Below are 14,934 nucleotides of genomic sequence, written 5' to 3'. Positions count from 1 at the left end.
GGGAATTGCCTAAAGTATCGGAACGATTTGCCGCTAAGCTCGTGATGGGGCGGCATGGACGCGCGGCAAAAAGTGCGGCGCGGCTGTCCCGGCCCGTTCCCTCACAAAGGTTTGATATGTCGACACCGCTGTTCGGAAAGTTGTTTTCGCAACCCGTTGCGATCGACCCGGGAACGGCAAGTACGCGGATCTATACGCACGAACGCGGCGTGGTGCTGAACCAGCCGTCGGTCGTCTGCTTCCGCAAGGGCGGCGCAAGCGACGCGCGGCCGATTCTCGAGGCCGTCGGCGAGCTCGCGAAGGCGTTGCTCGGCCGCGAACCGGGGCATCTCGAATCCGTGCGCCCCATGCGGCACGGCGTGATCGCGGACGCGCACGCGGCCGAACAGATGATCCGCAGCTTCATCGACATGTCGCGCACCCGCTCGCGCTTCGGCCGCCGCGTCGAGGTCACGTTGTGCGTGCCGTCCGACGCGACGGCCGTCGAGCGCCGCGCGATCCGCGAGGCCGCGTTCGCGGCCGGCGTATCGGAGGTCGAACTGATCGAGGAATCGCTCGCGGCCGGGCTCGGCGCGGGTTTGCCGGTGACCGAGCCGGTCGGCTCGATGGTCATCGACATCGGCGGCGGGACGACCGAAGTCGCCGTCATCGCGCTCGGCGGCATCGTGTACCGCGAGGCGATTCGCGTCGGCGGCAGCCAGTTCGACGCGGCGATCGTCAACCATGTCCGCAACCTGTACGGCGTGCTGCTCGGCGAGCAGACGGCGGAGCACGTGAAGAAGACGATCGGCTCGGCCACCCGCGCGGTGCCGCGCACGTCGACCCGTGCCGTCGGCCGCAGCATCGGCGACGGCCTGCCGCGTTCGGTCGAGCTGTCCAATCACGACGTCGCGGATGCGCTGGCCGCGCCGCTCAAGCAGGTGATCGGCGCGGTGAAGTCGGTGCTGGAAAACGCGCCGGCCGAACTCGTGACCGATATCGCGAATCGCGGCGTGGTGCTCACTGGCGGCGGCGCGCTGCTCGCCGATCTCGAACGCCTGCTGTACGACGAGACCGGGCTGGTCGCACGGGTCGCCGACGAGCCGGCCACCTGCGCGGTGCGCGGCGCCGGCGAGGCGATGGGGCGGCTCGCGATGTGCCCGGCCGATTGAATCGGTCCGGGCCGCGTGGCGCGGCCATTCGCATTCTTTCGATCTCCGTATTGCCGGCCCGCTTACCCGGGCGCGCGCTGTCGGTCATCGTGCCGAAAGGCCGGTAGCAGCCCGGCATCGGTCCGGCGCGTGGACACGCGCGAGCGCGCCATGCTAGCGTTACGCGCCCATGCGGGGCCGGGCCAGCCGATACGCCCGACGACCTGAGAGACCGAAAACCTTGAAAGACCACACCAAACGGGGCTTTGCGGCCCGAACGGGCGGCCTGCTGGCCGTCGTCGCGTGCATCTGGGGCGCCGCCGCCGTTGCGCTCGTCGGATACGGGATGCGGATGTCGAGCGAACCGGCCGACGTCGCCGTGATCTTCGGCAACGCGCTCGACGACACCGGCGCGCCGAAGCCCGTGCTCGCGGCCCGGCTCGACGTCGGCGTGCGCTGCTACCGCACGGGGCAGTGCCCGGCGTTTCTGGTCAGCGGCGCGATCGACGGCCCCGGTCTGAACGAGGCGACGGCCATGCGCGACTACCTCGTGGCGCGCGGCGTGCCGGCCGACCGGATCGCCGTCGACGACCAGGGCGACAACACGCTCGCGACCGCCCGACACACGCTTGCCTACCTGCACGCGCATCGCCTGTCGCGCGTGCTGATCGTCAGCCAGTACTACCATCTCGCGCGGGCGCGCCTCGCGTTCGAGCGTGTCGGCATTGCGCGGGAGAACATCTCCGCCGCGTACCCGCGCCGCTTTCAACTGCGCGATGTCTATTCGAGTTGGCGCGAGGTGCCGGCCTATGTCGTCTATGCGGTGCGTCTGTGGGCGAATCCCGATGCGCGACCGGTCTCGTTTCGGCCGATGCTTTATCTGATGAGCTTGTTTTCGTGATGTGGTGACCTCGGGAGTTCGCGCTTTCGGCATGCGTGGTTTCGTTGTTTTCTCCGGGTTCCGGTCGTCTCATGCCGGCTGCGCGAACGCCATCGACACTGGATAAACGATAACGATTCGTGTTGAAAATCCCTTGCGCGGCGAAAAATCAAAATAATTTCCCTGGAAGCTCAACAATTCGGTTCGTCTATTAAGCGGATGCTGATTATCCATATTGACGATTCGTCGCGGTAAAAATATTGCGCTGCAAAATCCGTCTGTATTGAATCAAAACCATATATATCGGCGTTTTCACGGATGCGTCGTGTCCGATATCTTTGCGAAAAATCAAAATAAGCCGGCGAAAAACGTGCGGGGTGTCGTATCCGGAGCTCCCTGGCGGGTAAAAAGTACATGTTCGTCGACGCTTGATCCGATGGGTAAACATCGACTGGAAAACGGTTTGCATTTGATATAGCCTTGTCTGATAAAAGCAGGGCAGTAATTGAATCAACCAGAAAGTCGCTGCAAAAACCAGGGGCCGCCATCATGTCATTCGACTAGTTTCGACCGTATTCCCGGGTCGATCAAAACTTCATCCATGAATAAGCCGATATCGCGTCGCGATTATCGGGGCGGACGCTTTTGTCCGTGATTTTCTACTGCGTGCCATGCGGTGCGGCCGCGATACCAATACCAGGGCCGAAATCAATAACGAGGGACAGCATGAATATTGCGCGTTCGAAAAAAGCGGGTGAGCCGTTTCCGAGACTGCTGTTGCCCACGGGCGTGTTTCTGGCGCTGTCGGGCGCGGGCATCGTTCCCGCCTATGCGACCTGCAGCACGGCGGGCACCACGGTGACCTGTTCCGGCGTCGCGAACCCGCTGGCACCCAGTTATTCGAACAGCGCCAACAACCTGAACGTGACGGTCAACCCCGGCGCCAGCGTCGGCGTGCTGCTCGGTGTCGGCGGCACGGCGATGTCGCTGACCGGCAGCGGCACGACGTTGACCAACAACGGCACGATCGACCCGGCGCTGCTCGGCTCGGGGCTCGGCATCCTGTCGAGCGGCACGGTAGTCGGCAACGCGTCGGCGAGCACGACGACCGTGACCAACAACGGCACGATGAACGGCTCGACCGGCGTGGCGATCGCCGGCGTGACGGGCATGGCGCTGTCGGTTCAAAACGGCACGGGCGGCACGTCGACCATTACGAACACCGGTTCGATCGGCTCCACGGCACTATCCGGCGCGACCCTCGTCGGCGCGGATGCGCCGGTGGTCGCCGCATACGGCGGCGGCACGGTCAACATGTCGAACAGCGGAACGATTACCGGTCGCGTATCGTTCAGCACGAACGGCACGCCCGGACAGGGCAATACGTTCACCAACTCGGGCACGATCAACGGCGGCGTGTCGATGGGGGCGAACAGCACGAATACGTTCAATGCCGTGACGGGCTCGTCGGTCAACACGGCCGGCGGCACCGGTGGTGCATTCAACATCACGGTCGGCCCGATCACGCTCGGCGTGGCGGCAACCGGCGTCGTCGACGGCGGCGCGGGCGGCAACAACACGCTCAACCTGCAGCAGGGCGCCGCGGCGAACGGCACGATCGCGGTCAACAACTACATCAACTTCAATCACCTCGACGTCGCGAGCGGCAACTGGACCATCAACGGTGCGTCCACGGCGCAGGACGCGACGCTCAGCGGCGGCGTGGCGATCATCAACGACAACGCGTCGCTCGGCACCGGCACCGTCACGGGCAACGGCGGTGCGTTGCAGGCGGGCGTGGCGGGGCTCAACGTCTCCAACGACGTGTCGCTCGGCACGGGTGGCCTGACGGTGCAGGGCGCGACCGGGCTGACGCTCTCCGGCACGGTGTCGGGCGGCGGCGTGCTGACGAAGAACGACGGCGGCACGCTGACGCTGTCCGGCGCGAACAGCTACACGGGCGGCACGAACCTCAACGCCGGCGGCCTGGTGGTCGGCAACAATTCGGCGCTCGGCACGGGTACGCTGAATGTCAATGCGTCGGCGGCGCTCGACGCGAGCACGAACGTGACGCTCGGCAACACGGTCAATCTCGCCACCGGCTCGACGCTGACGATCGGCGGCAGCAGCAATCTCGGGCTGACCGGCGCGATCAACGGAAGCGGCGGCCTCACGAAGAACGGTGCGGCGACCATGACGCTGAGCGGCGTGAACACGTATACGGGCGACACGACCATCAATAGCGGCACGCTCGCGCTGAGTGGGGCCGGCAGTCTGTCGGCGGCCGGCACGGTCAACCTGACCGGTGCGGGCGCAACGTTCGACGTGAGCGCCGCATCGGGCGGGCGGACGATCGGCTCGCTGGCCGGCGCGGCCGGCACGAACGTGAACCTCGGCGCGAATTCGCTGACGCTCGACGGCACCGGCAATGCGACCTATGCCGGTACGATCGGGGGGGCCGGCAGCGTGACGCTGTCGGGTACCGGCACGCAATCGCTGACGGGCACGAACGTGTACACGGGCGGCACCAACCTGAACGGCGGCAACCTCGTCGTCGGCAGCAATGCGTCGCTCGGCATCGGCGCGGTGAACGTGAACGGCTCGTCGACGCTCGACGCGACCGCCAACGTGTCCCTGGCAAATGGCGTCAACCTCGCGACGGGCACCACGCTGACGCTTGGCGGCAGCACCGATCTCGGCCTCGGCGGCGTGATTTCCGGCGGAGGCGGTCTCGTGAAGGACGGCGCGGCGACGCTCACGCTGTCGGGCGCGAACAACTATGCGGGCGGCACGACGCTGAACGCCGGCGGACTGGTGCTCGGCAACGGCTCGGCATTGGGCACCGGCGCGCTGACCGTCGGCGGGGCGGCGACGCTCGATACGAATGCGGCCTTGTCCGTCGGTAATGCGGTCAACCTCGGCACGGGCGCTGCCCTCACGCTGGGCGGCAGCAACAGCCTCACGGTGGGCGGCGCGATTGCCGGCGCGGGCAGCCTCGTGAAGAACGGCGCGGCGACGACGACGCTGACGGGGGCGAACACGTACACCGGCGGCACGACGATCAATGCCGGCACGCTCGCGCTCGGCGCGGGCGGCAGCCTTGCATCGACGGGCACGATGAACCTCGCGGGCGCCGGCGCGACGCTGGATCTGGCCGGTGCGACGGGCGGGCAAACGCTTGGCGCACTGTCGGGTGTCGCGGGAACGAGCGTGAATCTCGGCGCCAACGCGCTGACGCTGGGCGGTACGGCCAGCGGCACGTTCGGCGGGGTAATCGGCGGCACCGGCAGTCTCACGTTGTCGGGTACCGGCACGCAGACGCTGAACGGCGCCAATACCTACACCGGCGGTACGAACCTCGATAGCGGCAGCCTGGTGCTCGGCAACAACGGCGCGCTCGGCACTGGCGCGCTGAACGTCGGCGGCACGGCGACGCTCGATACGAATGCGGCCTTGTCGGTCGGCAATGCGGTCAATCTCGGCACGGGTGCCGCACTGACGCTGGGCGGCAGCAACAGTCTCACGCTGGGCGGCGCGATTTCCGGCGCGGGCAGTCTCGTGAAGGACGGCGCGGCCACCACCACGCTGACCGGCGCGAGTACCTACACGGGCGGCACGACGATCAACGCCGGGACGCTGGCGCTCGGCACGGGCGGCAGCCTCGCGTCGACCGGCGCGATGAACCTCGCGGGCGCCGGCGCGACGCTGGATCTGGCCGGTGCGACGGGCGCGCAGACCATCGGCACGCTGACCGGTGCGGCCGGCACGAACGTGAATCTCGGCACGAATGCGTTGACGCTGAATGGCGCCACCAACGGTACGTTCGGCGGCACGATCGGCGGGGCGGGCGGCGTGACGGTTGCCGGCACGGGCACGCAGACGCTGACGGGCGCGAACACGTACACGGGCGGCACGACGATCAATGGCGGCAGCACGCTTGCGCTGGGAGCGGGCGGCAGTCTCGCCTCGGGTAGCGCCGTGAATCTCGCGGGCACGGGCGCGACGTTCAACCTGAGCGGCGCGACGGGCGCCCAGACGCTCGGCACGCTGACCGGCGCGGCCGGCACGAACGTGAATCTCGGCGCGAATGCGCTGACGTTGAATGGCGCCACCAACGGTACGTTCGGCGGCACGATCGGCGGGGCGGGCGGTGTGACGGTTGCCGGCACCGGCACGCAAACGCTGATGGGCGCGAACACGTACACGGGCGGCACGACGATCAACGGCGGCAGCACGCTCGCACTCGGCGCCGGCGGCAGTCTCGCGGCGACGGGCGCGGTGAATCTCGCGGGCGCCGGTGCGACGTTCGACGTGAGCGGTGCGACCGGCACGCAAACGGTCGGTGCGCTGTCGGGTGCGGCCGGCACGAACGTGAATCTCGGCGCGAATGCGCTGACGCTGAGCGGCAGCGGCAACAACACCTTCGGCGGCACGATCGGCGGGACGGGCGGCGTGACGCTGGCGGGCGCCGGCACGCAGACGCTGACGGGCGCGAACACGTACACGGGCGGCACGACGATCAACGGCGGCAACACACTCGCACTCGGCGCCGGCGGCAGTCTCGCGGCGACGGGCGCGGTGAATCTCGCGGGCGCCGGTGCGACATTCGACGTGAGCGGTGCGACCGGCACGCAAACGGTCGGTGCGCTGTCGGGTGCGGCCGGCACGAACGTGAATCTCGGCGCGAATGCGCTGGCGCTGAACGGCAGCGGCAGCAGTACGTTCGGCGGCACGATCGGTGGCTCGGGCGGTGTGACGGTGGCGAGCGGCACGCAGGTGCTGACCGGCGACAACACGTACACGGGCGGCACCACGATCGCAGCCGGCGGCGCGCTGCAACTCGGCAACGGCGGCACGTCGGGCAGCGTGGCCGGCAACGTCGTCGACAACGGTGCGCTGATCGTCGATCAATCGGGCAATGTGACGATCGCGAGCGTGCTGTCCGGCACCGGTTCGCTCACCCTGGCCGGCAGCGGACAACTCACGCTGACCGGCACGAGCACGCTGAGCGGCCCGACCACGGTCGGCGCGGGCACGCTCGCCGTCAACGGTTCGCTCGGCCAGTCGACCGTCACCGTGCAGAACGGCGCGACGCTGACGGGCACCGGCACGATCGGCGGCCTCGTGGTGCAGGGCGGCGCGACGGCCGCCGCCACGCAGCCGGGCGCGTCGCTGAACGTGGCCGGCAACGTCACGTTCCAGCCGGGTTCGACGTTCCAGGTCGCCGCCACGCCGCAGCAAAGCGGCAGCCTCGCGGCGAGCGGCACGGCGATGCTCAATGGCGGCACCGTGCAGGTGCTCGCGAACCAGGGCAGCTACCAGCCGAGCACGACCTACACGATCCTGACCGCATCGTCGGGCGTGCAGGGCGTGTTCAGCCAGGTGAACGCGAACTACGCGTTCCTGATGCCGAAGCTCACCTACGATCCGGATCACGTGTACCTGCAACTGGTCCAGAACGGCACGTCGCTGCCCGACGTCGCGACGACGCCGAACCAGCGCTCGGTCGCGACCGCGCTCGGCGGGCTCGGCACCGGCAATCCGCTGTACGACGCGGTGCTGACGACCGACGCGCCCACCGCGCGCCGCGCGTACGGGCTGCTCGATGGCGAACTGCAGGCGAGCCTGAAGAGCATGCTGCTGCTCGACAGCCGCTATGTGCGCGATGCGGTGACCGATCGCGTCCGTCAGGGCCTCGCGCCCGGATCGGGCCCGCTCGCGGCATTGTCGTCGGGCGGCGCCGCGCTGTGCGGCGACAACACGGCCGGCGTGACCGACCCGACGCTGCCGCCGGAACGCCGGATCGGTTCGCGCGAAGGGTGCTACGGCGGGACGCCTTATCAGCCGGTCGTCTGGGGGCAGGCGTTCGGCGGCCGCAGTCGCCTCGCCGGCGACGGCAACGCGTCGACGATCAAGCGCAGCATGACGGGCTTCATCGCCGGCGCCGACATGGCGCTCAACGACAAGTGGCGTGCGGGTCTGGCCGCGGGCGTCACGCACAGCTCGCTCGACAACGACCAGAGTTCGTCGGCAGCGGTGAACAGCTACTACCTGTCGCTGTACGGCGGCGCGCAGTATGGCGCGCTCGGCGTGCGCGGCGGCGCGTCGTACACGTGGTATCGCATCAACAGCGACCGCTATCCGGGCTTCGCGGGCTTCTCCGATCACGACTCGGCGGGCTACAACGCGCATTCGGCGCAGGTGTTCGGCGAAGTCGGCTACGCGCTGCCGGTCGGCCCGGTCGCGATCGAGCCGTTCGCGGGCCTCGCGTATGTGAACCTGCATACCGACGGCTATACGGAAACCGGCGGCGCGGCCGCGCTGCGCGCCGGCGGCGAGACGACCCACGTCGGCTTCTCGACGCTCGGCCTGCGCGCGGCATCGCAGCTCGGTTCGATCGCGAGCGGCACGTTCACCGCGCGCGGCACGGTCGGCTGGCGGCATGCGTTCGGCAACGTGCGGCCGTCGTCGGCGTTCACGTTCGCGAACGGCGGCACGTCGTTCCAGGTGTCGGGCGTGCCGATTGCTCGCGACAGCGCGGTGCTCGAAGCCGGCATCGACGCGAACATCACGAAGCGCCTGACGCTCGGCCTCACGTACAGCGGCCAGTATGGCAGCGGCGTGCGCGACAACGCGATCCTCGGCAACATCCTGTGGAAATTCTGACCGGCAACTGACGTGCCCGTAAGCGACGCCATGCGACGAAGCAACGTCGCATGGCGTCGCGGCCGTTTCGGCGCTGCGCACGTTCGCCGTTCTGGCCTATCCTGTGCGAAACACGCGACGCGCGCCGCGCGTTGCGCCTCGACACAGGAGCATCGATGCCGAATCACGCCGAAGCCACGACGACGCAGGCGCCGCAAGTCGCGCCCATTGCCCCGACCACCGCGTCGGGTCCCGCTTTCATCGCGCCCGAAGCTGATCCGCAGGCCCTCGCGCGCAACAACCAGTACGTGCTGAAATCCGGCGACGCGTTCGTGGTCAGCGACGCGCTCGGCGACATCGGCGGGCATGACGACGGCCTGTTCGTCGACGACATGCGCGTGCTGTCGACCTGGCGCCTGACGTTCGGCGGCCGCGCGCCGTCGCTGCTGTCGGGCGCGACGAGCGCCGACAACGCATCGTTTACCGCGCACCTGACGAACCGCCCGCTGCCGCCGCTCGGCGGCCACGAGACGCCGGAAGGCGTGATCCATATCGAGCGCATGCGCGTGCTCGCGGGCGACGTGCTTTACGAAGCGCTGACGCTGACGAACTACGGCGCGAGCGAAGCCGAGGTGCCGCTGTCGCTGTCGTTCGCGGCCGATTTCAAGGACATGTTCGAAGTGCGCGGCACGCGGCGGCCGAAGCGCGGCACGGTGGGCGCGCCGCGCGTCGATGCGGGCGCCGTGCGGCTGCACTACGACGGCCTCGACAGCGTGGCGCGCAACGTGACCGTGCATTTCTCGCCGGCGCCCGACGCGCTGTCGGTCGATCGCGCCGACTACACGCTGACGATCGCCGCGCAGGCGTGCGTGTCGATTTACCTGACCGTCGATGCGACGCTCGGGCCCGCGCAGGCCGAAGGGCCCGGGTGCGGCCGCGTCGCGCTGCGCACCGCGCTCGTCGGCGTGCATCGCGAGATGCGGGCACGGCGCGAGTCGATGGCGCGCGTGAACACCGGCAATCCGCTGTTCGACGCATGGCTCGATCGTTCGCTTGCGGATCTCGGGCTGCTCACGACGCAACTCGACACGGGGCCGTACCCGTATGCGGGCATCCCGTGGTTCTCGACGCCGTTCGGTCGCGACGCGATCATCACGTCGCTGCAGATGCTGTGGCTGCAGCCGTCGCTCGCGCGCGGCGTGCTGCGTTTTCTCGCCGAGCATCAGGCGCGCGAGACCTCCGCGTTCCGCGACGCGGAGCCCGGCAAGATCATGCACGAGTTCCGCCGCAGCGAAATGGCCGCGACGGGCGAGGTGCCGTTCGCGCTGTACTACGGCGGCGTCGATACGACTCCGCTGTTCATCGTGCTCGCGGGCGCCTATGTCGAACGCACCGGCGACGAAGCGCTGATCGACGAGCTGTGGCCCGCGCTGGAGCGCGCCGCGCAATGGGTGATCGACAAGTGCGACCGCAATCCGTACGGGCTGCTCGATTATCAGCGCACGTCGGAGCGCGGCCTCGCGAACCAGGGCTGGAAGGACAGTCACGATTCGGTATTCCACGCGGACGGCCGTTTCCCGGACGGGCCGATCGCGCTCGTCGAAGTGCAGGCCTATGCGTGCGCGGCGCTCGACGCGATGTCGGCGTGCTCGCACCGGCGCGGCCATGCTGCCGACGCGACGCGCTACGCGTTGCGCGCGAAGACGCTGCGCGAGCAGGTCGACGCGCTGTTCTGGATGCCGGAAGGCGATTTCTACGGGATCGCGCTCGACGGTCATGGCGACCTGTGCCGCGTGTTCGCGTCGAATGCGGGCCATCTGCTTGCGTTCGGGCTGCCCGACGCGGAACGCGGCGCGGCGGTCGCCGGCGTGCTCGGCTCGGCGCTGTTCCAGACGGGCTGGGGCATCCGCACGCTCGCGGCCGGGCAGCCGCGTTTCAACCCGATGGCCTATCACAACGGCTCGGTGTGGCCGCACGACAATGCGCTCATCGCGCGCGGCCTGGCGCGCTACGGCGACAAGACGGCCGCGGTGAATCTGCTGCGCGCGCTGTTCGAGGCGGCGGTGAGCTTCGAGATGCGCTTGCCGGAGCTGTTCTGCGGCTTCCCGCGCCGGCGCGGCGAACCGCCGACCGCGTATCCGGTGGCCTGCCTGCCGCAGGCGTGGGCGGCCGGCGCGCCGTTCATGATGCTGCAGGCGTGCCTCGGCGTGAGCATCGACGCGTCGCGCCACGAGGTGCGCGTCGAGCGTCCGGCATTGCCGGAAGGCGTCGACTGGCTGCGGATCGATGCGCTGCGCGTCGGCGACGAAACCGTATCGCTGACGTTCCGCCGCGTCGACGGCCAGGTAGTCGCCGCGGCGGAGCAGCCGGGTCGCGTGAAGGTGGTCGCGGTGCTGTAGCGGCGTGCCGCGCGAACGTTGCGCGATGTCGCGCCACGTTCGCGCGCAGCGGCATAGAATCGTGACATGACCCTTGAACGATGGCGGAGGTAGACGATGACGACCGACAACCGGCCCGACGACGGCGAGCACAAGCTCGAGAATCTGGAAGCGGCGGTCGACCACCTGCACAAGTCGATCGAATCGCAAAGCATCGCGGTCGGCGCGGCGAAGGGCATCCTGTTCAGCCTGATCGAAACGCTCGGCGCACTGATCGGCGATCCCGACCTGCCGGAGCATGCGCGTTCGGGCTACGAAGCGTTGCGCGACAAGGCGAGCGAATTGCGCGGCGGGCTCGACCGCCATTGACGCACGGGCGGCGCTGCCGCTGCCCGATTCGGCGGACGCGGCACAAAACCTCGTCCGCTCAATCGGTTAGGCGCCCGATACGCAGGATATCCACAAGCTTGCCAACACAATCTGTGGAGAACCGCCCGGCCGTCGGCCGGGCGCGCCACGCGTGCACGGCGTGCGGTTCGGCAACCGTTTCCGTGCCACACCATTGACCGGTCAAGGTCCGTGCACTGAATCCCCTTGTGTATCAAGATGTTACGCGTCCGATCTGACGGATATCCACAGGCTTGCCAACAAAATCTGTGGACAACTCGCAATCGATTGCGTCGTACGGGTTGAGGATCCAGCCGGAATGCGACGGGTGCGCGAAGCCCGTGCGCAAAGGCTGCCCGCGCCGTGCATCGGCGCGCGAATGTGTGCGCGATCAAGGGCTTAGGCCCCGGATACCCAGGATATCCACATCCTTGCCAACACTTTCTGTGGACAAGCGCGGCGGCGTTACTCGGTGGGCGCCGCGCCGGCCGCTTCCGCCACGATCCAGTCGCGAAAGAGCGTCATCGCGGGCGTCAGCGGTTTCGACTTCAGCGACGTGAGCCAGTAGCCGCCCGCACGCACGTCGATGTCGAGCGGCCGCGCGAGCTGGCCGAGCTGCAGCTCGCGCGCGAACATGCACGCGGGCGCGAGCGCGACGCCCGCGCCCTGCATCGCGGCCTCGACCATCAGCCGCGACGAATCGAACACAGGCCCGTTGACGGCCCACGGTTCGAGCTGCGCGGCATCGAACCAGCCGAGCCATTCGTCGGTGCGGTACGAGCGCAGCAGCGTTTCGTTTGCGAGATCGGCCGGCCGCGCGAGGCGTCGCGCAATGTCCGGCGTGCACAGTGCGGTGAGCGGTGCATCGAGCAGCCGCTCGTTGCGCGTCGTCGGCCAGTTGCCTTCACCGAAGCGGATCGCGAAGTCGAGGCCCTCGGCGGCGAGGTCGACGACGTTGTTGTTGGTCCGCAGCCGCAGCTCGACGAACGGGTGCGTGTCGCCGAACTGCTTCAGCCGCGGCATTAGCCAGCCTAGGGCAAAGGTGCCGACGACGCCGAGCGTCAGCACCTCGTGGAAGCGCCCGCCGTCGAACTGCTTGAGCACCGTCTCGATACGGCTGAACGCGTCGCTCAGTACCGGCAGCAATGCGCGCCCCTCGTCGGTCAGCCCGAGGCCGCGCGGTAACCGCGTGAACAACGTGCAGCCGAGCCGCTCCTCCAGCGAGCGCACTTGCTGGCTGACCGCGGCCTGGGTCACGCTCAGCTCGAGGCCGGCGCGCGTGAAGTTCAGGTGGCGCGCCGACGATTCGAACGCGCGCAACGCATTGAGCGGGAGATGAGGGCGGAGCTTCGTCATAAGAATTTCTTTTGTCAGCGCTCAATTATCGTTGCTTGTCAGTCAACCGTAAAGTCCCGATAGTGCTGTCTCGGCGGCCGGCCGTTTTCGATACGCAGCACCGTTTCGCCGCCATTCCACCACGAGACAACCGACATGACCTGCTCATCGAAACGTCGAACCCTGTTGCTGGCCGCCGCGACGGCGCCGCTCGTTCTCACCGTCACCGCGTGCGCGTCGCGGCAGGCCGCCGCACCGGACGAAACCACGGCGGCAGCGGCGGCTGCCGCGGACGCCATTGCGCCCGCAGCGGCGGCGGCGACGATCGCCGATCTCGAGCGCGACGCGGGCGGCCGTCTCGGCGTGTGCGCGATCGACACGGCGAGCGGCCGGGCCATCGAGCATCGTGCGGGCGAGCGCTTCCCGTTCTGCAGTACGTTCAAGGCGATGCTGAGTGCGGCCGTGCTCGCGCAGAGCGTCGAGCGGCCGGGCTTGCTGCAACAGCGCGTGACGTACACCAAGGCCGACCTCGTCAACTATTCGCCGGTGTCGGGGAAGCATGTCGGCACGGGCATGACGGTCGCCGCACTGTGCGAGGCCACGATCCAGTACAGCGACAACTCGGCCGCGAACCTGCTGATGAAGCTGATCGGCGGCCCGTCGGCGGTAACGGCCTATGCGCGTTCGATCGGCGACGACATGTTCCGTCTCGATCGATGGGAGCCCGAACTGAATACCGCGCTGCCGGGCGACCCGCGCGACACGACGACGCCCGCCGCGATGGCCGCCAGCATGCGCGTGCTGACGCTCGGCGACGCGCTGCCGGCCGCGCAGCGTGCGCAACTCGTCACGTGGCTGCGCGGCAACAAGGTCGGCGACAAGCGAATTCGAGCGGGCGTGCCCACCGGATGGACGGTCGGCGACAAGACCGGTACCGGCGATTACGGGACGACGAACGACGCGGGCGTCATCTGGCCGACGTCGCGCGCGCCGATCGTGCTGGTCGTGTACTACACGCAGACGCGCGCCGATGCGCGGGCAAAGGACGACGTGATCGCGTCGGTCGCGCGTATCGTCGCGCAGACGTTCGGTTGAGCCGCGCGGCACGGCATGCGTGGCGCGCGCTTCGGACGCGCCGTGCCGCAGTCGTGACCCGCGCGATCAAACGTTGTGCGATCAACGACTTAGGTCGCGCATGCTCAGGATATCCACATGCTTGCCAACAAAAATTGTGGACAAGCCCGCGAGTGGCGGCGTCCGGCATGACGCGCGCCGCCGTGCTCGATTTGAAGCGGCGCGGACAAAGTCTTTCGGATCAAGCGCTTGGTCGCGGTATGCGCAGGCTATCCACACGCTTGCCAACACAATCTGTGGACAAGCACGGCAGGCGGCGCGTCACGTGCCGAGGCGTCACGCAACCGGCGATCGGGCGGCCGTGTGCCGTTTCGAGGCGGCGCGGACAAAGTCTTTCGGATCAAGTGCTTGATCGCGGTATGCGCAGGCTATCCACAAGCTTGCCAACACAATCTGTGGGTAAGTGGCGCCGCGCCGGTCCGGCATGCGGGTGGTGGTGGCGACGTTCATCGACGTGGCGTCGTGATGCGATGTGCGGCGAAGCGGTGAAGGCGGCGGCCATTGCCCGCGCCTCGTCTGCATCACGCGTGCCAAAGTCCATCGGATCAAGGGTTTAGCGTCACGGTGCGCAGGATATCCACAAGCTTGCCAACATTTTCTGTGGAGAAGTCCGTGTTCGCGATTCGGCCGATGCCACGCACTGCCACGTCTCGCACGCCGGCTCACGCCGTGCAGATACCGGCCACGCCGACCTTCTGGAACAGGTGCGGGCTGGCGACGGCGGACGATGGATAGGCCGACAGCTTCGCGACGAACTCCGGATGCGTGAAGGCCGCGCGAAACGCATCCGTCGATTCCCAGATCGCATAATTCAGGTAGGTCGGGCTGTCGCCGAGCGCGCGGTGAAGCTGCGTCGAGATGAATCCGGGCTGCCGCTTCATGAACTCCGCGTCGTCTTTCCAGACGGCGAGAAAGTCGGCTTCGTCGGCCGGCGCCAGCGTGAACACGTTGACGAGCACGACCGGCTCCGCGTCGATCGCGATCTGTTGCTGGATCGGAAAGGCCGGATCCATCGGCTTGAACTGAGGCATGGGTACTCCTGGTG

9 protein-coding genes are annotated in these 14,934 nt (G+C 68.1%); 6 read left to right on the top strand and 3 right to left on the bottom strand.

Going from position 1 to position 14,934, the window contains the following annotated elements; translation table 11 throughout:
• Positions 1 to 116 precede the first annotated feature (116 nt).
• The 5 genes from C4B30_RS04695 (at position 117) to C4B30_RS04670 (ending at position 11,402) form a co-directional block, all read left to right on the top strand.
• Complete coding sequence (locus C4B30_RS04695) at positions 117 to 1,151, top strand: rod shape-determining protein (protein WP_105131893.1); 1,035 nt, start codon at positions 117 to 119, stop codon at positions 1,149 to 1,151.
• A gap of 220 nt (positions 1,152 to 1,371) precedes the next feature.
• The gene (locus C4B30_RS04690) at positions 1,372 to 2,031 is read left to right on the top strand and encodes a YdcF family protein (protein ID WP_105131892.1); all 660 of its coding nucleotides are present in this window, start codon (positions 1,372 to 1,374) and stop codon (positions 2,029 to 2,031) included.
• 705 nt (positions 2,032 to 2,736) lie between these two features.
• Entirely contained in the window at positions 2,737 to 8,676 is a 5,940-nt protein-coding gene (locus C4B30_RS04680) for an autotransporter domain-containing protein (RefSeq protein ID WP_105131891.1), read from the top strand.
• A 155-nt stretch (positions 8,677 to 8,831) separates the two neighbouring features.
• The gene (locus C4B30_RS04675) at positions 8,832 to 11,054 is read left to right on the top strand and encodes an amylo-alpha-1,6-glucosidase (RefSeq protein ID WP_105131942.1); all 2,223 of its coding nucleotides are present in this window, start codon (positions 8,832 to 8,834) and stop codon (positions 11,052 to 11,054) included.
• Positions 11,055 to 11,150: 96 nt separating this feature from the next.
• Entirely contained in the window at positions 11,151 to 11,402 is a 252-nt protein-coding gene (locus tag C4B30_RS04670; RefSeq protein ID WP_006482135.1) for a hypothetical protein, read from the top strand.
• A gap of 483 nt (positions 11,403 to 11,885) precedes the next feature.
• Here the strand turns inward: C4B30_RS04670 and penR are convergent, their stop codons facing one another.
• Complete coding sequence (gene penR / locus C4B30_RS04665; RefSeq protein ID WP_027781182.1) at positions 11,886 to 12,776, bottom strand: beta-lactamase transcriptional regulator PenR; 891 nt, start codon at positions 12,774 to 12,776, stop codon at positions 11,886 to 11,888.
• 135 nt (positions 12,777 to 12,911) lie between these two features.
• On the opposite strand from penR, the gene blaPEN-bcc reads away from it, so the two are divergent.
• The gene (blaPEN-bcc, locus tag C4B30_RS04660) at positions 12,912 to 13,850 is read left to right on the top strand and encodes a PEN family class A beta-lactamase, Bcc-type (RefSeq protein WP_105131890.1); all 939 of its coding nucleotides are present in this window, start codon (positions 12,912 to 12,914) and stop codon (positions 13,848 to 13,850) included.
• Between the two features lie 315 nt (positions 13,851 to 14,165).
• Here blaPEN-bcc and C4B30_RS35150 read toward each other — a convergent pair whose 3' ends face one another.
• Both C4B30_RS35150 and C4B30_RS04655 read right to left on the bottom strand, forming a co-directional pair.
• Positions 14,166 to 14,339: a hypothetical protein gene (locus C4B30_RS35150; protein WP_158683377.1), complete on the bottom strand. Its 174-nt coding sequence runs from the start codon at positions 14,337 to 14,339 to the stop codon at positions 14,166 to 14,168.
• Between the two features lie 212 nt (positions 14,340 to 14,551).
• The gene (locus tag C4B30_RS04655) at positions 14,552 to 14,920 is read right to left on the bottom strand and encodes an antibiotic biosynthesis monooxygenase family protein (RefSeq protein WP_027781180.1); all 369 of its coding nucleotides are present in this window, start codon (positions 14,918 to 14,920) and stop codon (positions 14,552 to 14,554) included.
• Between the last annotated feature and the right edge of the window lie 14 nt (positions 14,921 to 14,934).

This window comes from Burkholderia sp. BE12 (genome assembly GCF_002959955.1).
Classification (GTDB): Bacteria; Pseudomonadota; Gammaproteobacteria; order Burkholderiales; family Burkholderiaceae; genus Burkholderia.
The sequence above is the reverse complement of the archived record's forward strand: the minus strand, read 5'-3'. Positions and strand labels throughout refer to the sequence as shown.

Coding starts and splice junctions, on each gene's coding strand:
- C4B30_RS04680 (WP_105131891.1), top strand. CDS start 2,737: ATGAATATTGCGCGTTCGAAAAAAGCGGGTGAGCCGTTTCCGAGACTG.
- penR (WP_027781182.1), bottom strand. CDS start 12,776: ATGACGAAGCTCCGCCCTCATCTCCCGCTCAATGCGTTGCGCGCGTTC.
- blaPEN-bcc (WP_105131890.1), top strand. CDS start 12,912: ATGACCTGCTCATCGAAACGTCGAACCCTGTTGCTGGCCGCCGCGACG.
- C4B30_RS35150 (WP_158683377.1), bottom strand. CDS start 14,339: ATGAACGTCGCCACCACCACCCGCATGCCGGACCGGCGCGGCGCCACT.
- C4B30_RS04655 (WP_027781180.1), bottom strand. CDS start 14,920: ATGCCTCAGTTCAAGCCGATGGATCCGGCCTTTCCGATCCAGCAACAG.
- C4B30_RS04695 (WP_105131893.1), top strand. CDS start 117: ATGTCGACACCGCTGTTCGGAAAGTTGTTTTCGCAACCCGTTGCGATC.
- C4B30_RS04670 (WP_006482135.1), top strand. CDS start 11,151: ATGACGACCGACAACCGGCCCGACGACGGCGAGCACAAGCTCGAGAAT.
- C4B30_RS04675 (WP_105131942.1), top strand. CDS start 8,832: ATGCCGAATCACGCCGAAGCCACGACGACGCAGGCGCCGCAAGTCGCG.